The following is a 23,245-nucleotide window of genomic DNA, read 5'->3' on the forward strand; positions in this document are numbered from 1 at the left end:
ATGCTACGTTCATCTCGTGGGAAAAGTCATGCCGTCAGAGCTCCGTTCGCCTCGTCTCGCTGTCCTGATTGATGCCGACAATGCTTCGGCAAAGATCGCCGATGGACTCTTCGAGGAGATTGCCAAGATCGGCGAGGCCAGCGTTCGCCGCATCTACGGCGACTTCTCCAATGCCAGGTCGAGGGGCTGGGCCGACATCCTGTCGAAGCACGCCATCATCCCGCAGCAGCAGTTTGCCTATACGACCGGCAAGAATGCCTCGGACATCACCCTGGTCATCGACGCGATGGACCTGCTTCACAGCGGCCGTTTCGACGGCTTTTGCCTGGTGTCCTCGGACAGCGATTTTACCCGTCTCGCCGCCCGAATCCGGGAGCAGGGCATCGATGTCTTTGGGTTCGGCGAACAGAAGACGCCGGAGAGCTTCCGGCAGGCCTGTCGAAGGTTCGTCTACACGGAGAACCTGCTTCCCGCGCCGGCGAACACCCAGGACGCCGCCTCGAGATCGACGTCGCTTCAGCCGCCCGATGCCGCAAGCCCCATCATCAAGAAGGTCATCACCCAGATGGAGAGCGAGGACGGCTGGGTGACGCTCGGGGAAGTCGGTCGCCAACTTGCCAATCTCGCGTCCGATTTCGATCCGAGAACGTTCGGCTTCCGCAAACTGAGCGACCTCGTGCGAAAGACCAATTCCTTTGAGATCGACGAGCAGAACGGGAGGTCGATGCGGATTCGGGTCAAGCCCGCTGCCGCACCGGCCCCGCGAAGGCGGAACTCGCGCAGACCCGCGAGGCCGGCGGCGGCAGGCGGTTCGACGCCTAAGGCGTAAGCAGGGCGTGCCGTTATATTTGCGCTTGCCCGGTCGGGCGCGGAGCGTAACCATCGCAGGGCCATAACGCCACGCGAGGGTCCTGATGACCAGACTTACCCGCTTCGCCGTCGCACCGTTGCATTCGATGACCCGGCGTCTCGCCGATGTGGCCTCGGCCCGTGTCGCGCCGGATCTCGTCGTCACCGGCGCGCGGGTGCTCTCGACCTATTCGGAGCGCATCCATCAGGGACGTGAGGTCTGGACCACCGGCGGCCGCATTGCGGCGGTGAAGCCGGCTGGAACGGCCAAGAAGGCCTGGAGCGGCGTCACGACCTACGATGCCGCTGGCGGCATTATCGCGCCGGGCCTGGTTGATCCGCACATCCACATCGAATCCTCGATGGTCACGGCCTGCGCCTATGCCGAAGCCGCATTGCTCAACGGTACCACGACGATCTTCTGCGACAGCCACGAAATCGGCAACGTCATGGACGTCGCCGGCGTCGAGGCGATGCTGGAGGACGCGCGCGAGGCGCCGTTGTCGATCTTTTTGACCGTGCCAAGCACGGTGCCGGCCACCTCAGCCGTACTCGAGACCGCGGGTGGCGACCTCACGCCGGACAAGATCGCCGGCCTGTTCGACCGTTGGCCCGAAGCGGTCGCGCTTGGCGAGAAGATGGACTTTGTGCCTGTCACCATGGGCGACGAGCGAAGCCACGCCATCCTCGCCGCCGCCCTAAAGCGCGGGCGGCCGGTATCCGGCCATGTCTATGGCCGCGAATTCGTTGCGGCTTATGCAGCGTCCGGCGTCACCGATACCCATGAGGCGATCGACCGCGACATCGCCGACGATCTGCTCGATGCCGGGGTCTGGGTGTTCCTGCGCGGGGGACCGCCGACCACGCCATGGCACTCGCTGCCGCAGGCGATCCGCACCATCACCGAGCTCGGGGCCTCGCACAAGCGCACGGCCGTGTGCACCGACGATCGCGATGCCGACGATCTCCTGCTATTTGGGCTCGATTGGGTGGTGCGCGAAGCCGTGAAGGCAGGGATGTCGCCGGAGCAGGCCTGGTCGATGGGCTCGCTGCATGGCGCGACGCGCTTCGGCATGGACAGCGATATCGGCGGGCTCGGCGGCGGCCGCCGCGCCGATCTCGTGCTGATGGACGATAATCTCAAGCCGCAATCGACCTGGTACGGCGGCGAGCTGGTGGTCGAGAACCGCAAGATCACGCCGAAGCTCGATCAGGCGCTGTCGCAGCGCTATCAATACCCGCAGGCGGCCTACGCGACTGTGAAGCTGCCGGAGAAGCTGAAGCTGACGCCGGAGCTGCCGGCAAAGGCCTGCACCGTCAACGCGATCAAGACGGCGCTGCCGGGCATCACGCTGATCCACGAGAAGATCGCGATCGAGCCCGCAAAGGACTGGCCGACGCTGTTTGCCCGCTACGGCCTGTGCTTTGTCACGGTGGTCGAGCGCCATGGCAAATCGGCCGGCAATGTCGCCTATGGCCTCTTGAAGGACTTTGGCCTCAAGCGCGGCGCGGTCGCCTCCAGCGTCGGCCACGACAGCCACAACATCATCGTTGCCGGCACCAACGAGGCCGACATGCAGGTCGCGGTCGCCGCCATCAAGGAGCAACAGGGCGCCGTCTGCCTCGTCGCTGACGGAAAGGTGAGGGCGCTGGTGCCGTTGCCGATCGCTGGGCTCTTGTCCGACAAACGCGTCACGGAGGTGGCGGAAGAGGTCAAGGTGCTGAAGAAGGAATGGGCGGAAGCCGGCTGCACCATCCCCTACATGGGCTTCAATCTGATTCCGCTGTCGGTTATTCCGGAAATTCGTATCACCGACAAGGGCCTTGTGCTGGTGCCGCAGATGCAGCTGGCGCCGCTGTTCGAGTGAGCGCTTTCACGCGAGTCTCGATCTAACCGATTGAGACCGCCGCGATTTTTCCACGGCTGCCGCATCGTGGAAAATAAAATCGATCTCGTTGAGTGCAGCCCTCGCGGGCCCGATGATCTCGCTCGAGCCAATGCAACTCAAGCGAGGTCCGATATGGCGAAGATGCGAGCCATCGATGCTGCCGTGCGAATTCTGGAGAAGGAAGGTATCTCGACTGCCTTTGGCGTTCCTGGGGCCGCGATCAATCCGCTTTACTCGGCGCTGAAGAAGCGCGGCTCGATCCGCCATATCCTGGCGCGGCATGTCGAAGGTGCCTCGCACATGGCCGAGGGCTATACGCGGGCCAAGGCCGGCAATATCGGCGTCTGCATCGGAACCTCGGGGCCGGCCGGGACCGACATGATCACCGGGCTCTATTCGGCGATCGCCGATTCCATCCCGATCCTCTGCATCACCGGGCAGGCGCCGCGCGCGCGGCTCTACAAGGAGGATTTCCAGGCCGTCGATATCGAATCGATCGCAAAGCCCGTGACCAAATGGGCGGTGACGGTGCGCGAGCCGGCGCTGGTGCCCCGCGTGTTCAGCCAGGCGTTTCACGTGATGCGCTCGGGAAGGCCCGGCCCGGTCCTGATCGACATGCCGCTCGACGTGCAGCTCGCCGAAATCGAGTTCGACGACGAGACCTACGAGCCGCTGCCGGTCTACAAGCCCAGCGCGACCCGCAAGCAGGTCGAAAAGGCGCTGGAGATGCTCAATGCGGCCGAGCGTCCGCTGATCGTCGCGGGCGGCGGTGTCATCAACGCCGACGCCTCGGATTTGCTGGTGGAATTCGCCGAGATCGCCAACGTGCCGGTTGTGCCGACGCTGATGGGCTGGGGCGCCATCCCCGACGACCACGTGCTGATGGCCGGCATGGTCGGTCTTCAGACCAGCCATCGTTACGGCAATGCCACCATGCTCGAATCCGATTTCGTGCTCGGCATCGGCAACCGCTGGGCAAACCGCCACACCGGCTCGGTCGAGACCTACACCAAGGGTCGCACCTTCGTGCATGTGGATATCGAGCCGACCCAGATCGGGCGCGTGTTCAATCCCGACCTCGGCATCGTCTCGGACGCGAAGGCGGCGCTCGAACTGTTCGTCGCCGTCGCCAGGGAGTGGCGCCGCTCAGGCAGGTTGCGCGAGCGCCAGGCGTGGCCGGCTTCCTGCCGGGACCGCAAGAAGACGATGTTGCGCAAGAGCCATTTCGACAACGTCCCGATCAAGCCCCAGCGCGTCTACGAGGAGATGACCAAGGCGTTTGGCCGCGACACCTGCTACGTCACCGTGATCGGCCTTTCGCAAATCGCCGGTGCGCAGTTCCTGGGTGTCTACAAGCCGCGCAACTGGATCAATGCCGGGCAGGCGGGGCCGCTCGGCTGGACCCTACCTGCGGCGCTCGGCGTGCGCGCGGCGTGCCCGGATCGCGATATCGTCGCGCTCTCGGGCGACTACGACTTCCAGTTCCTGATCGAGGAGCTCGCGGTCGGGGCGCAGTTCAACCTGCCCTACATCCACGTCGTCGTGAACAATTCCTATCTCGGCCTGATCCGGCAGGCCCAGCGCGGCTTCGACATGGACTATCACGTCCAGCTCTCCTTTGAGAACATCAACGCGCCCGAGCTCGGCGGCTACGGCGTCGATCACGTCGCCGTCGCCGAAGGGCTCGGCTGCAAGGCGATCCGCGTCACCGATCCCAAGGACGCGCAGGCCGCGTTCGCCACCGCACGCGAATGGATGGCGAAGTACCGCGTGCCTGTGATGGTCGAGTTCATTCTCGAGCGCGTCACCAACATCGCGATGGGCACGGAAATCGACAACGTCGTCGAGTTCGAGGAGGTGCTGGACCTGCCGCTCGACGAGGTGGCGACCGCGCGGCCGGGCGTGCTGCAGCCGGCGGAATAGGGGACCAGCATCATGCCGAAATTCGCCGCCAACCTCACCATGCTCTTCAACGAGATGCCGTTCATGGACCGTTTCGCCGCGGCCAAAGCGGCGGGCTTTTCCGGGATTGAGTACCTCTTCCCCTATGATTTCGAGAAGGCGCAGTTGCGCGAGCAGCTCGACAGCCTTGGGCTGACGCAGGTGCTGCACAATCTGCCGGCCGGCAATTGGGCCGCGAGCGAGCGCGGCATCGCGATCCTGCCGGATCGTGTCAGCGAGTTCAGGGACGGCGTGTTTCGCGCCATCGACTATGCCAAGGCGCTCGATTGCGAGCAGCTCAATTGCCTCGTCGGCATCGCGCCTGTCGATGCCGATCCGCGTGAGCTCAACGAAACGCTGGTCGGGAATCTGCGCTTTGCGGCGTCGACCCTGGCGCGGGAGAACATCAAGCTTCTGGTCGAGCCGATCAACACGCTCGACATTCCCGGCTTCTTCCTGAACGGCACCGAGCAGGCCGTGCAGCTGATCTCCGAGGTGCGCTCGAACAATCTGTTCATCCAGTACGATATCTACCACATGCAGATCATGGAGGGCGATCTCGCCCGTACCATGCAGGAATGTCTCCCGCAGATCGCGCACATCCAGCTCGCCGATAATCCCGGCCGCCACGAGCCCGGCACGGGCGAGATCAACTATCCCTTCCTGTTCCGCCATCTCGACGCGATCGGGTATCGCGGCTGGATCGGTTGCGAATACAAGCCGCGCACCACGACGCTGGACGGCCTGTCCTGGCACGCGGCGCAGACTTTCGAGACCTGAGGAAACTTTGACATGATCGACATCGGCTTCATCGGACTTGGCACCATGGGACGGCCGATGGCCGGTCATCTTCTGGCCGCAGGCCATCGCGTTCTCCTGCACGATGTCGGGCCGGTCGCACCCGAGCTGATCGCCGCCGGCGGCGTTGTCTGCAAGTCAGGCAGAGAGGTTGCGGAGGAGGCGGATGCGGTCATCATCATGGTGCCGGATACCCCGCAGGTGGAGGCCGTGCTGTTTGGCAAGGACGGCGTCGCGGGCGGCATTTCCAAGGGCAAGATCGTGGTCGACATGAGCTCGATCTCGCCGCTGGCGACCAAGGAGTTTGCGAAGAAGATCGAGGCGCTCGGCGCGGATTATCTCGACGCACCGGTGTCAGGCGGGGAGGTTGGTGCCAAGGCGGCAAGCCTCACCATCATGGTCGGTGGCCCCGAGCGCGCCTTCAACACCATGAAGCCGATCTTCGACAGGGTGGGAAAGAACGTCACCCGCGTCGGCGCCAATGGCGACGGCCAGACGACGAAGGTCGCCAACCAGATCATCGTCGCGTTGACGATCGAGGCGGTCAGCGAAGCGCTGCTGTTCGCGTCGAAAGCCGGTGCGGATCCGGCGCTGGTGCGGCAGGCCCTGATGGGCGGCTTTGCGTCTTCGCGGATTCTCGAAGTGCATGGCGAGCGCATGGTGAAGCGCAATTTCGATCCCGGCTTCCGCATCGAGCTGCACCAGAAGGATCTTAACCTCGCGCTTGAAGGCGCCCGCGCGCTCGGCCTGTCGCTGCCGAGCACCGCAGTGGCGCAGCAACTGTTCTCGTCCTGCGCCGCGCATGGCGGCAAGGGCTGGGACCATTCGGCGATGGTGCGCGCGCTGGAACTGATGGCGGGGCACGAGATCGCCGCGGCCTGAACTGTTACCGGGTAACAGTCTCCGTTGTGGTTCTGCCTAGATCGGGCGAGGGAACCGGAACAATGATCCGGCCCCGCGGTTGAAGGCGCACAACAATCACTGGAGACATAAGCACATGAAAACCCGTCTTGCGATTTCGTTGGCTGCCGCGTCGCTGCTGGCGTCGAGTGCGGCCTTTGCTCAGTCGACGACCGAAGAGGGCGCCAGGAACGGCGCACGCGCGGGCGGCGACATTGGCGGTCCGGTCGGTGCGATGGTCGGTGGTACCGTCGGTGCAGCCGTGGGCGCCGGCCTTGAAATTCCGAACGCGATCCTGGGCGGAATTCCGCGTGATGATTCCGTCGTGGTTCACGAGCGCGTCGTGGTCGGCGAGCCCCTGCCGCCGACCGTGGTGCTGCGGCCCGTGCCGAACTACACCGAGTATCGCTATGCGGTCGTGAACGATCGCCGCGTGATCGTGGAGCCGCGCACGCGCCGCGTCGTCAAGATCATCGACTGATCGATCGGAGCGTGAGCTTTGAAAGGCGGGCCCTGCGGAGCATCACTCCGCGGGGCCTTGGCTCGTCAGGGCCGAATTTGCGCGAAACCGCGTCAAGGCCCAATCGGCGACGGTCGCGAGGGCGAAGCCGATGCAGGTGGTGCCGGCATCGACCAGAAAGTCCTCCAGCCGCGCATGTCGTCCCGGTGCCCAGAATTGCATCAGTTCGAGCAGGCCGATCAGCACCACAGCGATGGCTGTAGCCGACAGGCGGCGGCGCGGATAGGCGAGGCCGAAGGCTAGTCCCACCAGGACGAAGGCGAGGGCGTGTTCACCGTCCTGGCCAAGGTCGGAATGGGGCCGCAGGCCGGGCGGGCCGAGGGTTGCAAAGGCGACGGCGGCGGCAAGCAGCCAGGCAGAGGAGCGAACCAAAATGGACATCCGCACCGCTTAGCATGGATTGCAGCAGCCTGCCGAGGGGCCGGGATCAGATCGCCGTGTAGTTAATGACGAAACGTTAAAGCGGCTCACGCACGCCCAGGCCGTGCATGAAGCGTTCCCGGATTTGTACGGGGTCGCGTCGGGTGGCGCCGACGCCAGGCTTGTCATCGATACGAACGGCGATCAGGCTCGGCTCGCCGGCCGACATGGCTTCTTCGACCAGACGCTCGAAATCCTCCTCGTCCGCGGCCCAGGCGCTGTTGGTAAGCCCGGAGCCGGTCGCGATGGCGACGATGTCAGCCACGTTCGCGGCCGGTGTCGGCTGCGCGCCGGTGATCTGATAGATGCCGTTGTCCATTACGATCATGGTGAGGTTCTTCGGCTTCAACGCCGCAATCGTCGAGAGCGCGCCGAGCTGCATCAGCAGCGAGCCGTCGCCTTCGAGCGCGAAGACGCGCCGGTCCGGCTGCGCCAGCGCCACGCCCAGCGCGATCGGGAAGGCGAGCCCCATGCTGCCGAGCATGTAGAAATTCTGCGGACGGTGGCCGGCGGCCCAGAGGTCGAAATTGGTGTTGCCGATGCCGCCGATCACGGCTTCCTCGTGCTCGAGTTTCGCGATCAGGCGCGAGGTGACGTCGAAGCGGTTCATCACTTTGGTGTTGCGCGCGTCTGTATTCATTTGCGCCGGCCTCACTTGTCGAACACCTTGCCGCCCGTGAGCAGCGGGTTGAGGATCAGCGCGACCGGCGCCTGCGTCGTCACGGCCTGCTTGATCGAACGGTCGGCAATGAATTCGAGCTCGTCGAGCCGGGTGATGGTGTGATGCTCCAGCGCCAGAGAATCCAGCACCGGACGCATGGTGCGGCAGACCAGTGACTGGCCGTAGTTGAATTCGCCGAGCGTGCCGCGTTCGGACACGAACATGATCAGCGGAATCTGGTAGGGCACCGCGAGCGAGGCCAGCACGTTGGCGAGCGTCGCAAAGCCCGAGGTCTGGATCAGCACCGCACCGCGCCGTCCGCCCATCCAGGCGCCCGAGACGATGCCGACGGCCTCCTCCTCGCGGGCGGTGGCAAAGGTGGTGAAGAACGGATCGGCGTGCAGGTTCTTGATCAGCGGCGTCAGCACGCGGTCGGGCACGTAAGGGACGAGGCTGATCTCGTTCCGCTTCAGGGTTTGCAGGACGATGCCGTGCCAGCTCTTGTCGCTGGAGGTCTGCGCCGCCTCGGACGAGGTCTGTTGCTCCGCAATCGCCATTGCGTTCTCCCTTCGGCCGCGCATGCTTCTTGGTGTTTTGCCTTTGTCGTGGCCATCGTCTTGGCCGTCGCGGCGGTCTGCCGAACTTGACGCAGGCAGCGGGATTGTCAACATGCCCGGGCTGCACCGTGATCTGCGCCAGACGACCTGCCGCGGCCGGTGCCGCCGTGTCATAAGCGGCAATAACAAGAGAACGGAGGAACGCATGACAGGAGCGCGCGAAGCGCTGGCCCTGCGGATCTCCTGGAGAGAGCCGGAAGGGTCCTGATGTCCGTCAACAGCAAGCGCGTCTTCTACGTCAAATATCTGGCCAATCCGATCTACATCGACATCCTGAAGGCGCGGCCCGACGTCCGGCTCGATCGCATCGAGAACGAGAGCCTCGAGGACTTTTTCGCGCCGATCATCGAAGCGGCTCATGTCTACCAGATCGGCGCCACCCGCGACGAACTGGCCCCGCACTTCCATGTCGATGCTGCCTTCCTGAAGCGCGCGCCGAACCTGCTGCTCGTCTCCAGCAACGGCGCGGGATTCGATCCTGTCGACGTCGAGGCCTGCACCGATGCCGGCGTGCTGGTCGTCAACCAGTCCGGCGGCAATGCCCATTCCGTCGCCGAGCACGCGCTGGCGATGATGCTGACGTTGTCCAAGCGCATCATCCAGTCCGACCGCAAGCTTCGCAGGGAGGCCAACGTCAACCGCAACGAGCTCGTCGGCAACGAGGTCGAGCACAAAACGGTCGGCATCATCGGCCTCGGCAATGTCGGCCGGCGCATCGCCGCGCTGTGCAAGGGCCTGTTCGGCATGAAGGTGCTGGCCTACGATCCGTACCTGACGGCCGAGGTGATGGCCGAGCGGGGTGGCGAGAAGGTCGAGCTCGACGAGCTTTTGCGCTGCGCGGACTTCGTCTCGATCTCCTGTCCGCTCGACAAGGGCAGCCGCAATATGATCAGCGTGCGCGAGTTTGGGTTGATGCAGCCGCATGCGTACTTTATCACCACGGCGCGTGGCTTCATCCACGACGAAGATGCGCTGCTCCAGGCGTTGCGTGACAAGCGCATTGCGGGCGCCGGTCTCGACGTCTGGTCCAAGGAGCCGCCGCCACCGGAGCATCCGCTGCTCCAGCTCGACAACGTGCTGGCGAGCCCGCATACCGCGGGCGTCACGATCGAGGCGCGGCAGAACATGGGCCGGATCGCCGCCGAGCAGGTGCTGCAGACGCTGGACGGCAAGCGCCCGCCGCGCATCATCAATCCCGAGGTCTGGCCACGCTACGCGGAGCGATTCAAGCAGGCGTTTGGTGCGACGCCGGCGTAGTCGATGGTCGCTTTGTCCTTCCGGGGTGCGATGCTCCTGCTGCCCAATGTCCCGGTTAGCGCTATGCGCCACCGAATGACCGGCGGGCGGGAATCGCGCCCGACTTTGATCCGCGTCAAAATCTCCCTCCCGCAATCCGGCTAAATGGGATTAGAGTGAGCGCCGCCGGGGCAGGCAGGAGGTCCCATGTCAACTTATGTGGTCAGGTTCATGAAGGACGTGCTCGGCCAATACGGCCGACAGATCGAGGTGTGCCAAGGCACGCTCGAGGTCGACGCTTCCGACGAGGACGAAGCCAGAGAGCGGGCGAAGGCAAGGTTTTGCGCGGACCAGGCGTTGCACCACTGGTCGTTGCATGCCGACCGCATCCAGGTCAGACCGGCTGACTTTCCGTCGTGAGGGGCTTGGCGGCCGGGCGCCGTGAGGTCACGCTGGCGCCGAGCGGGACCGCTGCACCGTCTCAGTCGAGCAGCTTGTCCAGTGTGATCGGGAAGCGGCGGATGCGTTTGCCGGTGGCGTGATAGACGGCGTTTGCGATCGCCGCCGGGACGCCCACAATGCCGATTTCGCCAATGCCCTTGATGCCGAGCGCGTTGATGTGCGCGTCCGGCTCGTCGACGAAGATCACGTCGATGTCGCGAACATCTGCGTTCACCGGAATGTGGTATTCGGCGATATTCGCATTCATGATCCGGCCGAAGCGGTGATCCATCACCGTCTCCTCGTGCAGGGCCATCCCGATTCCCCAGACCACGCCGCCCATGATCTGGCTGCGGCCAGTCTTGGTGTTCAGAATCCGCCCGGCCGCGACGGCGCTGACGACCCGCGTCACGCGAACGACGTTTAGCTCTTCGTCGACCTTGACCTCGGCGAAGACGGCCGAATGGGTGTTGCGCGCGTGCTTCTTGTCCTCATCGAACTGGTTGAGCTTTTCCTTCTCGATGCGTTCGACCCCGCCATGGCGCATTGCGTCGGCGATCGAGACCGCGCGGCTGTTGTCGCTGGCCCTGGCAATGCTGCCGTCGGTCAGCACTATATCGGCCAACTCGGCGCCGGCGAGCGGCGAGCCTGGCATCTTCCCGGCCAGGCGTAACAGTTCCTTGCGCACCTCCTCAGCGGCTGCGAGCACCGCATGTGCGCTCGAGGCAGCCATCCAGGAGCCGCCCTCGACAGGCGCCTGCGGCAGACTGGAATCTGCGAGCCTGACGCTGATGTTCTCGATCGGCAGGCCGAGCGCATCGGCTGCGACCTGCGCCACGATCGTGTAGGTGCCGGTGCCGATGTCGGATGCGGCGCATGACACCTCGGCATGTCCGTTCGACGTCAGCACGATACGGACAGCGACCGGCATTTGCAGTGCTTCCCACACACCAGTGGCCATGCCCCAGCCGACCAGCTCCCTGCCGTCGCGCATCGAGCGCGGCGCAGGATTGCGTCTGCTCCAGCCGAAGGCGTCCGCGCCGCGCGCGTAGCATGCCCGCAACTGCTTGCTGGTGTAGGGCAGGTTTTCGCTCTGGTCGCGGTCCGAGTAGCACTTCAGCCGCAGGTCGACCGGGTCGAGCTTGAGTGCGACGGCAAGCTCGTCCATCGCGCATTCGAGCGCGCAGACGCCCGACGCCGCGCCCGGTGCGCGCATGTCGCAGGGGGTGGAGACGTCAAGGTGGACCAGCTTGTGGGACAAGCGGCTGTTCGGGCTGCGGTAGAGCTGTTCGGCCCAGCCGGTATCGTTGCGGGCAAAATCCTCGTAGCGCGAGGTGACGGCAATGGCCTCGTGCGTGACCGCATCGAGCGTACCATCTGACTTTGCGCCGAGCCCGACGCGCTCGATGGTCATTGGCCGGTAGCCGAGCCCGTACATCTGCTGCCGTGTCAGCACGACGCGAACGGACCGTTTCAGCGCGAGCGCGCCGAGCGTTGCCAACACCACCTGATATTGCGGCCGCAAGCCGGAACCGAAGGCGCCGCCGACGTATGGCGAGATCACCCGAATGTCCTCCGGCTTCCTGTCGAACACGCCGCAGAGAAATTTGTGGACGTTCTGGACGCCCTGCGTCTTGTCATAGATCGTGAGCTTGCCATTGCTGTCCCAGACCGCCGTGGTCGCATAGAGCTCCATCGGGTTGTGATGCTCGGTCGGTATCACGTAGTCCGCCACATGGCGCACATCAGCTCCCGCAAGGGCGGCTGCGGCGTCGCCCCGCGGCTTATGCGGCTTGTCCTTCTCGGCAGCGTTGCCGCGCTCGCCTTCGAGGTCGGTCGCAAAACCATGCTGCTCATAGTCGACCCGCACGAGCGTCGCGGCGAATTTCGCGGTTTCCCAGTCCTCCGCGACGACCAGTGCGATCGGCTGGCCATTGAACTTGATTTTGTCGTCATAAAGCGGACGGAAAGGCGAGCCTTCCTCGGGCGCCACCTCGTCCTTCCACGCCTCGTCCTTATCGGCCAGCGGCGGACGGTTCGCATGCGTGAGCACGTCGAGCACGCCCTTGATCTGCAGCGCCGCATTGGTGTCGAGGCGGGCAATGCGCCCGCATGGAATGGTGGCCTCGACAACGAAGCCATGGAGGAGCCTGTCGGCCGGAAATTCGCCGGCGTATTTGGCGGCGCCGGTGACCTTGGCCCGGCCGTCGACACGCGACGTTGGCGTTCCGACATAAGCGTTCATGGGGTCCTCACGCGATCTTCTTGTGGGCCTGGGATTGCGGCGTGGCGTTCGCCGCCTGTGTGAGCGTCCGCACGATGGCGCGGCGTGCGAGCTCGACCTTGAAGCCGTTATGTGAGCGGGCCGTTGATCCCTGGAGCAAGAGATCCGCGGCGTGCGAGAAGTGATCGGGCGTTGCGGCCTGGCCCCGCAACGCCGCTTCGGCTTCGAGGCTGCGCCAGGGCTTGTGCGCCACGCCGCCGAGCGCCAGGCGTGCCCCGCTGATCGCGTTGCCCTCCAATTCGAGCGCGGCGGCGACCGAGACCAGAGCGAAAGCATAAGACATCCGGTCGCGAATTTTTAGGTAGCTGTAGTTTTGTGCAAAGCCGCGCGGCGGCAGCTCGATCGCCGTGATGATCTCACCGGTGCCGAGATTGGTATCGACATGAGGCTTGTCGCCGGGCAGCCGATGGAAATCGGTCAGCGCGATGGTGCGTTCGCCGGAAGGACCCGCGACGTGCACGAGCCCGTCCAGCGCGGCAAGCGCCACGCTCATATCGGATGGATTGGTCGCGATGCAGGCGGCGCTCGTGCCCAGGATCGCATGGTTGCGGTTCAGCCCGTCCATCGCCGAGCAGCCGCTGCCGGGATGTCGCTTGTTGCAGGGCGTGGCCGTGTCATAGAAGTAGGCGCAACGCGTTCGCTGCATCAGATTGCCACCAACGGAGGCCATGTTGCGCAATTGCGCCGACGCGCCGGCTAGGATCGCGCTGGCGAGCAGGGGATAGCGCTGCTCGATCAATGGATGGTAGGCGAGGTCCGAGTTCGGCACCAGGGCGCCGATGCGCAAGGACCCGTCGGTCGTCTCCTGGACCTCCCGGAGCGGCAGGCGGGAGATGTCGATCAGCCGGGAGGGGCGCTCGACATTCTCTTTCATCAGGTCGATCAGATTGGTGCCGCCGGCAATCAGCTTGGCGCCGGGATCGGCGGCGAGCAGGCGGATCGCGTCGGCGACATCCGTGGCTCGGGCGTATTGGAAATTGTTCATGGCTGGCCCATTGCCTGCTGGATGGCGGCGACGATGTTCGGATAGGCGCCGCAGCGGCAGAGATTTCCGCTCATCAGTTCCCGGATCTCGTCGGAATCACGGGCACGGCCTTCGGCGAGCAGTCCGGCCGCCGAACATATCTGTCCCGGCGTGCAATAGCCGCACTGGAAGGCGTCATGGTCGATAAACGCCTGTTGCACGGGATGCAGTGCGCCGTCCTTGGCAAGACCTTCGACAGTCGTGATCTCTGCGCCGTCCTTCATGACGGCGAGCGTGAGGCACGAATTGACGCGCCGGCCATCCACCAGCACAGTGCAGGCGCCGCACTGACCATGGTCGCAGCCCTTCTTGGTGCCGCTCAGCGCAAGATGGTCCCGCAAGGCGTCGAGCAGCGTGGTCCATGGCACGAGATCGAGCGTGTGACTGACGCCGTTGACGACAAGATGGATCGGGATTCGTTCGGAAATCTGATGCGTGACATCGCCCATGTCCTGCTCCCTGCGACGGCGACCGTGCCGGACGTCAGCCGTGTTGACGCGGGGGCACGCCTCCGCCGGCCAATAGCGCCCAACGGACCACCGACCGGTTGGTTCCTTGCAGGCAGTTCGCCTTTCCGAGAGGTTGCGTCAGCGCTTTGCTTCGCCGAACACCACCTTCGGCACGGCGCGGTTGACGACCTCGCGCAGCGCGAAGCTCGATTGGACCCGCGCGACGCGCGGCAGGCGCGACAGCTCCATGCGGTGGATGCGCTCGAAATCCTGGATGTCGCGGGCGAGCACGATCAAAATGTAGTCGTCGGTCCCCGACATCAAGAAGCAGCGCACGACGGACGGGCATTTCACCACCTCCGCCTCGAACGCCTTCAACGCCTCATCGCTCTGGCTTTCCAGCGCGATGCGGACCAGTACCGTGGTGGTGAGGCCGAATTGCGCGAGGTCGAGCGTGGCCTGATAGCCTTGGATGTAGCTGTCGTCCTCAAGTGCCTTCTGCCGCCGCGCGAGCGCGGTGCTGGATAGCCCAACCTTGTTAGCGAGCTCGGTGTGGCTGGCCCGCGCATTGGTCGTGAGTTCCGCGAGGATGGCGAGATCTTTCCGGTCCAGGGCCAAAGTTTCGTTTCCAGCGTGAAAGGGCGTTTGCGCGCCGGAAACCGGCGCAGGGACGCCAAAGCTAGCGGATATTTGCACGAAACCAAACCGGGCAGGTCGCTACGATCATGACGTGAATCAAAAGGAGGCCCGGGATGCGCGTCGGTGTGCCCAAGGAAATCAAAGTGCAGGAATATCGCGTCGGGCTCACCCCGGGTGCAGTCCGCGAATATGTCGCGGCGGGGCACCAGGTGACGGTCGAGACCGGTGCGGGTGGCGGCATCGGCGCCTCCGACGAAGTCTACCGGCGGGCAGGGGCGATCATTGCCGACAGCGCACGCGACATCTTCGCGAACTCCGACATGATCGTGAAGGTGAAGGAGCCCCAGAAAAGCGAGTGGGCCCAGCTCCGCGACAGCCAGATCCTGTTCACTTATCTCCATCTCGCGCCGGATCCCGAACAGGCCAGGGGTTTGCTCGCCTCCGGCTGTACTGCGATCGCCTATGAAACCGTCACCGACGCGGCCGGTCACCTCCCCCTGCTTGCGCCGATGAGCGAAGTCGCCGGCCGCCTTGCCATCGAGGCCGCCGGCGCCGCGCTCAAGCGCTCGGCTGGGGGCCGCGGACTGCTGCTGGGCGGCGTTCCCGGCGTGCAGCCGGCGCAGGTCGTCGTTCTCGGCGGCGGCGTAGTGGGAACGCAAGCCGCGCGCATGGCCGCGGGCCTTGGCGCGGAGATCACCGTGATCGACCGCTCTATTCCTCGGTTGCGGCAGCTTGATGATCTCTTTGCCGGGCGCGTACGCACCCGCTTCTCCACCATCGAATCAGTTGAGGAGGAGGTGTTCGCTGCCGACGTCGTGATCGGCGCGGTGCTGGTGCCGGGCGCGAGCGCGCCCAAGCTCGTCACGCGTGCGATGTTGACATCGATGCGACCGGGCGCCGTGCTGGTCGACGTCGCGATCGATCAGGGCGGCTGCTTCGAGACCTCGCACCCGACCACGCATGCCGATCCGACCTATCTGGTCGACGGCATCGTGCATTATTGCGTGGCCAATATGCCCGGCGCGGTGCCGGTGACGTCGAGCCAGGCGCTGAACAACGCGACGCTGCCGTTCGGCTTGATGCTTGCGAACAAGGGTTTTGCTGCAGTGCTGGAAAATCCACATCTGCGCAACGGGCTGAATGTGCATCGCGGCCGCATCACCAACAAGGCGGTGGCCGAAAGCCTCGGGCTGGAGTTTGCTCCGGTGGGGAGCGGGCTGGCGGCGTAGCGTTGCTGCTCATACCGGCTTGCGATGGCGGCTGCCGAGCGCGGCTTCGATCGTCTCAGGCTTCTCGATGCGTTCGATCAGCATGTCGATGCGGTCGCCGCCCCAGAACAGCTCGCCGTTGAATACCATGGTCGGCACGCCGAACACGCCGAGCGCTTCGGCCTCGTCGATGATGCGGTCATGCTCGGCGCGGGCGGGGCCATGGATGTAGGCTTTGAACTCACTGGCTGAACCACCGCAGGACGTGATGACGTCCGTGATGGCGGCGAGATCGTCGATCTCGAGCTCATGGCTCCAGAAGCGCCGAAACACCGCATCGTGATACGGACGGAAGAAGCTGTGCTGTTGGGCGAACAGCATGCCGACGCTGGAATAGAACGCGTCGTAGATCCGCCGGGGCCCTTTCATGACGAGCCCTTGCGCATTGGCATAGCGCCGGGCGTCCATATAGGCGTAGCGCACCTTGCGCCAGAAATGCGGCGTGCGCTCTTCCACGGTCCCCATGAATTCGGCAACGCGCAGCGTATAAGGCAGCCACTCGAGCTCGACGCCGTGCGTCTCCTCGAGTTCGAACAGGCGCTTGTTGGCCACGAATGCGTAGGGGCTCTTGTAGTCGGTGTAGATGCGCACGCGGGGGTTTGGCATTGGCAGTTTCCTTTCATACGCGCGGCGCTACCTGCTCGCCGTGGCGCCGGTGCTCAAATAGGCCGGAAGAAGAAAACTATTGCCCCGGGTCCGTCCGGCGGAAGGAGTTTCCCCTTCGGGAGACAAAAAAGCCAATCGCTTCCATTGCTGTTTGGGGCTGAAACGACGACATTTCCATCAGAAATTGATGGATTGACTGCCATGGAACGCACCAGGTTTGAGCCTTTCGGCGAGCAATTGGTGTCCGCAACGGACACCCAGCCGCGCTCGCGTGGGTCAAAGCTGCTGCTGCGGGTCGGCACCGGCCTGTTCTGGTCACTGGTCGCCGGCATCGTGCTGGCGCGTGCGGCCTTCTTCGAACCCGGCGTCTATGACGGCTTCAGCCGCGTCGCCTCGCTGGCCAAGAGCCTGATCTTCTAAGGCGCGCCTGACCTTCCGAGCCGGATTATCCCGGGCTGAGGATAGAACTTCCCTGAGCCCTGATATGTCGAAAACTTATTTCCCAATCGGATGGCGCTGCGTATAAATCCTTCTCCTCGGGGAGAGATTTGTGTCGCAGAATCAAGCATCCAGCCCGGCCGACGCCAAGCCGACCACGGCTACTGGCCGCATTGTCGCGCTGATTCCCGGGATCCTCCTCTGCATCGCCGTGGCCGGTGTTTCGGCCCTGCTCGAACGGGCGGAATTGGGCGTCTTCGAGCATCCCTATGTCGAGGCGCTGGTGATGGCGATCTTGCTCGGCATGGCCGTGCGCAGCTTCTGGAAGCCCGCGCCGCGCTGGCAGTCCGGCATCGCCTTCAGCGCCAAGCAGCTGCTCGAAGTCGCCGTCATGCTGCTGGGGGCCTCGATCAGCTTTGCTGCTATCGCGGCGTCCGGCGTCGCGCTGTTGGCCTCGATCGCGGCCGTCGTTGTGGTCGCGCTCTGCGTCTCCTTCGGCATCAGCCGCCTGCTTGGTCTCTCGACGCGGCTCTCGATCCTGATCGCCTGCGGCAACTCGATCTGCGGCAACTCGGCGATTGCGGCGGTGGCGCCGATCATCGGCGCCAACAATGACGAGATCGCATCCTCGATCTCCTTCACCGCCATCCTCGGCGTGATGATGGTGCTCGGCCTGCCGCTGCTGATCCCGCTGCTGCAGCTATCGGCCACGCAATACGGCATCCTCGCAGGCCTCACCGTCTATGCCGTGCCGCAGGTGCTTGCGGCGACTGTGCCGGCGGGGCTCGTCTCGACGCAGATCGGCACGCTCGTCAAGCTGATGCGGGTGCTGATGCTCGGGCCGGTCGTCGTCGGCCTCTCGCTGACGGCCTCGCGCTGGCACAGCGACGCCAAGAAGACCAATGTCGGCTTTTTCCGCCTGGTCCCGTGGTTCATCCTCGGCTTCCTTGCGCTGGCGACCCTGCGATCCCTGGAGATCGTGCCAGGCACGGTGGTTGGTCCGGTGACGAAGATCACCAGCTTTCTCACGGTGGTGTCGATGGCGGCGCTGGGTCTGGGTGTCGACGTTCGTGTGCTGGCCAATGTCGGGGGCAGGGTGACGGCGGCCGTGACGCTGTCGCTGATGCTGCTGCTCGGCATCAGCATCGCACTGGTGCACTGGTTCAAGTGAAGGCGGCTGTAGCCGCGAACTCTTCTTCCTTCGCGCAAGGGGAGAAGGGAACTAAGAGGGTAAGCGTCGAGAAATCGCTAAATCACATCCGCGAGCGAATGCCCGTGCAGCTCGATGTTCAACCCCTGCATGCCCATGTCGTTGAGCTCGCCGCCCATCGCTTTGATGCTCTCCTCGCGGATCAGCGACATCAGTCCGCGGCGCAGCGCCAAAAACTCCGATGACATCATCATCGCCTGCTGCCGCGGCCGCTCGAGCGGGATCGGAATCTCCGCCTTGATCGAGCCGGGGCGTGCGGTCATGCAGTAGACACGATCGGACAGGAAAATCGCCTCGTCGATGTCGTGGGTGACGAACAGTACCGAGATCTTCAGCCGCTGCCACATGTTGGTGAGGATCTGCTGCATGATGACCCGGGTCTGCGCATCGAGCGCGCCAAAGGGTTCGTCCAGCAGCAACACTTTGGGTCCGGTCGCGAGCGCGCGGACGATGCCGACGCGCTGCTTCATGCCACCCGAAAGTTTCTCGGGGTAATGCTTTTCGAAGGCTTCGAGGCCTGCGAGTCCCAGCAGCGTGCGGGCGGCGCGCTCGCGCTGCGAGCGCGGCATGCCGCGCATCTTCAGGCCGAACTCGACGTTCTCCCGCACGGTCTTCCAGGGAAACAGCGAATATTGCTGAAACACCATGCCGCGCTCCGCACTGGGGCCGTTCACCTTTTCGCCGTCGACGGTGACGATGCCCGTGGTCGGCTTGAGGAAGCCGGCGACCGCGTTGAGCAGCGTCGACTTTCCGCAGCCGGAGGGTCCGACGATCGAGACGAACTCGCCAGGCTTCACATGAATCTGCGTATCGGTGACGGCTTCGACCGGCCCCTCGATGCTGTCGTAGCTGAGGGAGAAGTTCTTGACCTCGATATGGCCCTGCGGTGCCTTGACAACGATCTCACTCATCTTGATCTCCACGGCATCACCAATTGTCCGGCGCCTCGGATCAACATGCTCGATCCGAGCCCGAGCACGCCGATCGCGATCATGCCAAGCGCGATGTCGGCATACTGAACCAGCGAATAGGCCTCCCAGGTGAAATAGCCGATGCCGTACTGCCCCGAGATCATCTCGGCGGCGATCAGCGACACCCAGGCCACGCCCATGCCGACGGTCAGGCCGGTGAAGATGTGCGGGAGCGAGGCCGGAAAATACACATCGCGGAAGATCGAGCGCTCCCGCGCGCCGAGACATTGCGCGGCACGCACCAGCACGGGATCCACCAGCGACATGCCGTGCAGCGTGTTGACCAGGATCGGGAAGAACGATCCGAGGAACGTGATGTAGACGATGCTCTGCTCGTTGGTCGGCCACAGCATGATGGCCATCGGCACCCAGGCAATCGCCGGGATCGGCCGCAGTACCTCCGCTACTGGGAAGATGATCTCGTGGATCAGCTTGAAGCGGCCCATGATCAGGCCGAGTGGCACCGCGACGATCGCCGCAAGCGAGAAGCCGAAGAAGATGCGCCGGCAGCTCAAGAGGACGTGCAGCAGGAATTTCGGATCGTGGATCGCCTTGGTGAAGCTCGCATAGACCGCGAGCGGCGAAGGCACGTTGGTGAAGCGCACGAAGAACACGACGCGATAGGTCGTCAGCAGATGCCAGACCAGAAGAAAGGCGAGCAGCGAGATGATGCCGATCGCGGTCGCGCGCAGCCCGCCCCGGTTGAGCCGGTACCAGCGCAGTGCGAGCGTGCCGAAGGAGGGTGGAGACGCGGGTGGCGTGGAGGCGGGCATGGCGCTTGCCTCCGCGATTGCACTTGCCGGCATGCTGTCCTCGGAATGTCTGAGGAGGGCGGGACTGCTCACGTCTTGCCCCCGCCGACCGCCGCCTTTACCGCGTCGTCGAAGCCGAGCACCTTGCCGCTGATCTTGACGGCATAGGCTTCGGCGTCCTTCTTCAGCAGGAATGGCGCAACCTCGCCATTGCCGACCGCGAAGAAAGCCTGGTCGGCGAACAGCTTGATACCGCGGGTAGTATCGAAGATGTAGGCGACGTTGATCTTCTTGCCCTTGGCCTTGTAGTCGGCATAGGCGCCGAGCGTGCAGCTGGCTGACGAGAAGGGCATGATGCCTGAGTCGTCGACCCAGACCTCGCCGGCCTTGCGCGGATCGGAGATCGGTTTCTTGCAGAAGGAATCGTCGCCGGAGATCTCGTAATTCTTGGTGCTCGCAAGCTGCGCGTCATAGTCGAGCTTCATCTCGGCATACGCTTTTCGGATGTAGCTGTCGTCGACCCATTTCTTCGGGTCGAACTCCTTCATCCGGCCGAGGTTCTGCAGCACTTTGACGTCGGCCGTGGCGGCATCGATCAGTGCCGGCTTGATCGAGGGATCGGTGGTCATGTTGCCGCTGGGGCCGAGGAAGATGTAGACGACCTCCTTGCTGATGCCGGTCCATTCCTGGATCTTCTCGGCGGCGAGCTTGGGATCGTCTCGCAGCCATTGATTGGCGGCGATCACGGCCTTGAAGTAGGCGACGACGACCTCAGGGTATTTCTCGGCGAAATCGGTGCGGACCACGATGCCGTGGAAGGTCGGGAGATTGGTCTCGACGCCGTCGAATATCTTTCGCGCAAAACCGCGGAACGGCAGCAACTCGGCGAACGGAACGAAGTCGGCATGAGCGTCGATCTTCTTCTCCTGGAGATTGGTCGAGCCGACCTCCGGGCTTTGGCTGACCAGCTGGAAGAAGTCCGACGCGTAGCCGCGGTCCTGCATCGCCTTCAGCACCATGCCGTGCGCGGCAGAGCCGAACGGTACGCTCACGAGCTTGCCCTTGAGATCGGCGAGATCGTAGTAGGGCGAATCCTTGTGAACGACGATGCCGTTGCCGGAGCCCGACAGGCTGTAGGCGGCGATTCCGATCAGCCGGCTCTTGCTCTCCGGATTGCTGTCGAAAGTGAAGCCGTTCACGATCAGCGGATAGTCGCCCATCATGCCGATCTGCAGCTTGTTCGCCATCATCGCGTTGGTGACGGGCGGGCCGGAGGTGAAGTTCTGCCACTCCAGCTCGAACTTGAGGTTGGCGTATTTGCCGTCCTTCGGCAGATATTTTTCGAGGAGACGGAGCTGGCGGATGACGACCCCGGCGGTCACCGTGTTGGTCGTGGTATCCTGCGTTCCGATGCCGAGCGTGACGGTTTCCGCCGCGGCCGGCTGCGCGAGGAGAAGCGCCAGCGACGTCACCGACATCGCGATCGAGAGCGTGGGAAGATGGCGGACCATTCTCATCCTCATTCGGTTGGATGTGCTGTGGTTGCCATGATTGGGTGAGGGCGTGGGCAGGGCAAATCCGGAATGAGCGCCACAGTCGATTAGTTGCCGGGAAAAGTTGATTGCATACTCCTTGGGCAGTCCTGCACTATAAAGCTGCTTGCATGGGCAGCGGCCCTAGTCAGACCCTTGCCCTCGCATCTCTTCCAGCACGTCGGGCCGGCAGACCACGATCTGGGAGCGCTTGGTCAGCACGATTCCCTTCTCCTGCATGCGCTTCAGGCTGATCGTGACCCATTGCCTGGTGGCGCCGACCATGTGGGCGATATCGGCATGGGTGAAGGCGGCGGCGATCACCCGGCCGTCGGCGTCATCGACGCCATAGAGGTCGACGAGATGCAGCAACAGATGCGCAAGGCGCTGTGTGATCGAGCGCGTTCCCAGCATCTGGGCCAGAGCCGAATAGCACTTCCCCTTGAAGGTCAGACCTTCGATCAGGCCGATCGCGAGGTTCGGGATCTCGACCGCAAGCGATCGCAGCTCCTTTCCGGGCAGATGCACCACGCTGCAATTGCTGGATGCAACGCCGGACCATTGATGCACGGTGCCTTCGAACACTTCCGGCCCGCCGACGAAATTGCCGACATGCCAATAGGCCAGCGTGATCTCGCGGCCGAGCGGGGAGGTGTAGAACACCCGGATACGGCCGCTTTCGATCAGCCAGATACCGTCATGCTTGCCACCCTGGCTGAACAGCGTCTGGCCACGGTTGAGCACTTTTCGGCGGCCCTGCTTCAGCACCAACTCCCGCTCGCGCTGGCTGAGCTTATCCATCAACGCCGGCGGTCCGCCGATCCATTGCTGGTTCTCGGTGAGCAGCAGCGAGGAACCGCCGGCAGGCCGGACCGTTGCGGGAACCGTCCCGCGAACCACATTGGCCGCTGCCTGCAACATCATCTGCCTCCGGAACGTTCAAATCGTTCTAAAGAGGAGCAATGTCCGTGCCAGATTCACTCCTCTGTCATCGTCCGGCTTGACCGGGCGATCCAGTATTCCAGAGACGTCAATGGGTTATCGAGAAGCCGCGGCGTACGGGATTCCCCGCCTGCCGCCTACGCTAAAAGCTTCGGCGCCCCTGGGCCTGAACCCCGGCGAAGCCTTGGCGTAGCCGGGTCGCGGGGAATGACAGCGGAGTTTGGAGGACGACCTGTGGCGTCTACCGCCCCGCCAGACTCAACAAATACGGCTTCGGGTAAATCCCCCGATTGTGCCCATCCGAAAACGAGATGTTCAGCCCGTAACCGAGATCGCCGATCTCGGTGATCGCGATGCCTGGAAACCGCTCGGGGAAGCGGCCGTCGAAGCGGGCGCGGGTGCAGTGGGCGCATTTGCAGGAGAGGCGGAGCGTTTCCGCCGGCAAGTCCAGCGTGTCGTCCTTAGCGGTGCGGACGCGGAGCGTCGCGAGGTCGGCGCTTGCTTCGTAATCTGCCACGGTCGGTGCCACCAAGGTCATGACGTGTCTCCGACCCTTCTCTACGTTGCCGCAGCGCTGCTGCGATAGCAACTAATTGCCAGGCGCAGGTGCGCGACGCTGATCTTCGCTGCCTGCCGTTCGATCATTGCGCACGAAATGTGAAACTAATCGACCGGGAATTTCAGTTCGGCGTTGCCGGATTCCTGTCTCTCCGAAACCTTGTGCGCAATCGAGATCAGGAGAGACAATGAACGCATTTCAGAAGGAAACGGTCCTGTCGGTCAGGCACTGGACCGATAGCCTGTTCAGCTTCACCGCGACGCGCGATCCGGGCTTCCGCTTCCAGAACGGCCAGTTCG

General features: G+C 64.0%; 24 protein-coding genes and 1 pseudogene. 12 read left to right on the forward strand and 13 right to left on the reverse strand.

Annotated elements, in window-relative coordinates; all coding sequences use genetic code 11:
- Positions 1 to 28: 28 nt before the first annotated feature.
- The 6 genes from IVB47_RS32570 to IVB47_RS32595 all read left to right on the forward strand — a co-directional run bounded on the left by IVB47_RS32570 (position 29) and on the right by IVB47_RS32595 (position 6,858).
- Positions 29 to 829: an NYN domain-containing protein gene (locus tag IVB47_RS32570; RefSeq protein ID WP_247467607.1), complete on the forward strand. Its 801-nt coding sequence runs from the start codon at positions 29 to 31 to the stop codon at positions 827 to 829.
- A gap of 85 nt (positions 830 to 914) precedes the next feature.
- Entirely contained in the window at positions 915 to 2,717 is a 1,803-nt protein-coding gene (locus IVB47_RS32575; RefSeq protein WP_247467609.1) for an adenine deaminase C-terminal domain-containing protein, read from the forward strand.
- 153 nt (positions 2,718 to 2,870) lie between these two features.
- Positions 2,871 to 4,661, forward strand: a complete 1,791-nt coding sequence (gcl, locus tag IVB47_RS32580; RefSeq protein ID WP_247288884.1) for a glyoxylate carboligase — start codon at positions 2,871 to 2,873, stop codon at positions 4,659 to 4,661.
- A gap of 12 nt (positions 4,662 to 4,673) precedes the next feature.
- On the forward strand, positions 4,674 to 5,459 hold the full coding sequence (gene hyi / locus IVB47_RS32585; RefSeq protein ID WP_247467610.1) for a hydroxypyruvate isomerase: 786 nt from the start codon (positions 4,674 to 4,676) through the stop codon (positions 5,457 to 5,459).
- Positions 5,460 to 5,471: 12 nt separating this feature from the next.
- A complete protein-coding gene (locus IVB47_RS32590; protein WP_247467612.1) occupies positions 5,472 to 6,359 on the forward strand; it encodes a 2-hydroxy-3-oxopropionate reductase in 888 nt (295 codons plus the stop codon).
- 115 nt (positions 6,360 to 6,474) lie between these two features.
- Positions 6,475 to 6,858, forward strand: a complete 384-nt coding sequence (locus IVB47_RS32595; RefSeq protein WP_007593296.1) for a DUF1236 domain-containing protein — start codon at positions 6,475 to 6,477, stop codon at positions 6,856 to 6,858.
- Between the two features lie 42 nt (positions 6,859 to 6,900).
- Here the strand turns inward: IVB47_RS32595 and IVB47_RS32600 are convergent, their stop codons facing one another.
- From IVB47_RS32600 to IVB47_RS32610, 3 genes are all read right to left on the reverse strand, one after another.
- Positions 6,901 to 7,278, reverse strand: coding sequence for a VanZ family protein (locus IVB47_RS32600; protein WP_247288887.1), 378 nt, complete (start codon positions 7,276 to 7,278; stop codon positions 6,901 to 6,903).
- Between the two features lie 76 nt (positions 7,279 to 7,354).
- A complete protein-coding gene (locus IVB47_RS32605) occupies positions 7,355 to 7,957 on the reverse strand; it encodes a thiamine pyrophosphate-dependent enzyme (RefSeq protein WP_247467614.1) in 603 nt (200 codons plus the stop codon).
- Positions 7,958 to 7,968: 11 nt separating this feature from the next.
- Complete coding sequence (locus IVB47_RS32610; RefSeq protein WP_247467616.1) at positions 7,969 to 8,535, reverse strand: thiamine pyrophosphate-binding protein; 567 nt, start codon at positions 8,533 to 8,535, stop codon at positions 7,969 to 7,971.
- Between the two features lie 267 nt (positions 8,536 to 8,802).
- On the opposite strand from IVB47_RS32610, the gene IVB47_RS32615 reads away from it, so the two are divergent.
- Positions 8,803 to 9,852, forward strand: a complete 1,050-nt coding sequence (locus IVB47_RS32615; RefSeq protein ID WP_247467618.1) for a hydroxyacid dehydrogenase — start codon at positions 8,803 to 8,805, stop codon at positions 9,850 to 9,852.
- 186 nt (positions 9,853 to 10,038) lie between these two features.
- Complete coding sequence (locus IVB47_RS32620; RefSeq protein ID WP_027569161.1) at positions 10,039 to 10,251, forward strand: hypothetical protein; 213 nt, start codon at positions 10,039 to 10,041, stop codon at positions 10,249 to 10,251.
- 61 nt (positions 10,252 to 10,312) lie between these two features.
- Here IVB47_RS32620 and IVB47_RS32625 read toward each other — a convergent pair whose 3' ends face one another.
- The 4 genes from IVB47_RS32625 to IVB47_RS32640 all read right to left on the reverse strand — a co-directional run bounded on the left by IVB47_RS32625 (position 10,313) and on the right by IVB47_RS32640 (position 14,647).
- Positions 10,313 to 12,517, reverse strand: a complete 2,205-nt coding sequence (locus IVB47_RS32625) for a xanthine dehydrogenase family protein molybdopterin-binding subunit (protein ID WP_247467620.1) — start codon at positions 12,515 to 12,517, stop codon at positions 10,313 to 10,315.
- A 7-nt stretch (positions 12,518 to 12,524) separates the two neighbouring features.
- The gene (locus IVB47_RS32630) at positions 12,525 to 13,541 is read right to left on the reverse strand and encodes a xanthine dehydrogenase family protein subunit M (protein ID WP_027569163.1); all 1,017 of its coding nucleotides are present in this window, start codon (positions 13,539 to 13,541) and stop codon (positions 12,525 to 12,527) included.
- Positions 13,538 to 14,029 (reverse strand): (2Fe-2S)-binding protein, encoded by a 492-nt coding sequence (locus IVB47_RS32635; RefSeq protein WP_247359813.1) that lies wholly within the window; start codon positions 14,027 to 14,029, stop codon positions 13,538 to 13,540. Before IVB47_RS32635 ends, IVB47_RS32630 begins: the two co-directional genes overlap by 4 nt.
- A 138-nt stretch (positions 14,030 to 14,167) precedes the next feature.
- The gene (locus tag IVB47_RS32640) at positions 14,168 to 14,647 is read right to left on the reverse strand and encodes an Lrp/AsnC family transcriptional regulator (protein WP_247467622.1); all 480 of its coding nucleotides are present in this window, start codon (positions 14,645 to 14,647) and stop codon (positions 14,168 to 14,170) included.
- 134 nt (positions 14,648 to 14,781) lie between these two features.
- On the opposite strand from IVB47_RS32640, the gene ald reads away from it, so the two are divergent.
- Entirely contained in the window at positions 14,782 to 15,897 is a 1,116-nt protein-coding gene (gene ald, locus IVB47_RS32645) for an alanine dehydrogenase (RefSeq protein WP_247467624.1), read from the forward strand.
- 9 nt (positions 15,898 to 15,906) lie between these two features.
- Here ald and IVB47_RS32650 read toward each other — a convergent pair whose 3' ends face one another.
- Entirely contained in the window at positions 15,907 to 16,542 is a 636-nt protein-coding gene (locus IVB47_RS32650) for a DsbA family protein (protein ID WP_247288895.1), read from the reverse strand.
- Between the two features lie 201 nt (positions 16,543 to 16,743).
- On the opposite strand from IVB47_RS32650, the gene IVB47_RS32655 reads away from it, so the two are divergent.
- Both IVB47_RS32655 and IVB47_RS32660 read left to right on the forward strand, forming a co-directional pair.
- On the forward strand, positions 16,744 to 16,962 hold the full coding sequence (locus IVB47_RS32655) for a hypothetical protein (RefSeq protein ID WP_007593267.1): 219 nt from the start codon (positions 16,744 to 16,746) through the stop codon (positions 16,960 to 16,962).
- A gap of 130 nt (positions 16,963 to 17,092) precedes the next feature.
- Entirely contained in the window at positions 17,093 to 18,151 is a 1,059-nt protein-coding gene (locus IVB47_RS32660) for a putative sulfate exporter family transporter (RefSeq protein WP_247288896.1), read from the forward strand.
- A 77-nt stretch (positions 18,152 to 18,228) separates the two neighbouring features.
- On the opposite strand, the gene IVB47_RS32665 is transcribed toward IVB47_RS32660, so the two are convergent.
- From IVB47_RS32665 to IVB47_RS32685, 5 genes are all read right to left on the reverse strand, one after another.
- A complete protein-coding gene (locus IVB47_RS32665; RefSeq protein ID WP_027569169.1) occupies positions 18,229 to 19,101 on the reverse strand; it encodes an ABC transporter ATP-binding protein in 873 nt (290 codons plus the stop codon).
- On the reverse strand, positions 19,098 to 19,934 hold the full coding sequence (locus IVB47_RS32670) for an ABC transporter permease (RefSeq protein ID WP_035963082.1): 837 nt from the start codon (positions 19,932 to 19,934) through the stop codon (positions 19,098 to 19,100). Before IVB47_RS32670 ends, IVB47_RS32665 begins: the two co-directional genes overlap by 4 nt.
- Positions 19,935 to 20,002: 68 nt before the next feature.
- On the reverse strand, positions 20,003 to 21,424 hold the full coding sequence (locus tag IVB47_RS32675) for an ABC transporter substrate-binding protein (RefSeq protein ID WP_247467627.1): 1,422 nt from the start codon (positions 21,422 to 21,424) through the stop codon (positions 20,003 to 20,005).
- A 165-nt stretch (positions 21,425 to 21,589) separates the two neighbouring features.
- The gene (locus IVB47_RS32680) at positions 21,590 to 22,369 is read right to left on the reverse strand and encodes a Crp/Fnr family transcriptional regulator (protein ID WP_247288898.1); all 780 of its coding nucleotides are present in this window, start codon (positions 22,367 to 22,369) and stop codon (positions 21,590 to 21,592) included.
- A 259-nt stretch (positions 22,370 to 22,628) separates the two neighbouring features.
- Complete coding sequence (locus IVB47_RS32685) at positions 22,629 to 22,925, reverse strand: gamma-butyrobetaine hydroxylase-like domain-containing protein (protein ID WP_027569172.1); 297 nt, start codon at positions 22,923 to 22,925, stop codon at positions 22,629 to 22,631.
- 208 nt (positions 22,926 to 23,133) lie between these two features.
- Here IVB47_RS32685 and IVB47_RS32690 point away from each other — a divergent pair.
- Positions 23,134 to 23,245, forward strand: a pseudogene (locus IVB47_RS32690) (ferredoxin--NADP reductase); the annotation flags it as partial.

The sequence above is a fragment of the Bradyrhizobium sp. 62 genome, assembly GCF_023073035.1.
Taxonomy (GTDB): domain Bacteria; phylum Pseudomonadota; class Alphaproteobacteria; order Rhizobiales; family Xanthobacteraceae; genus Bradyrhizobium.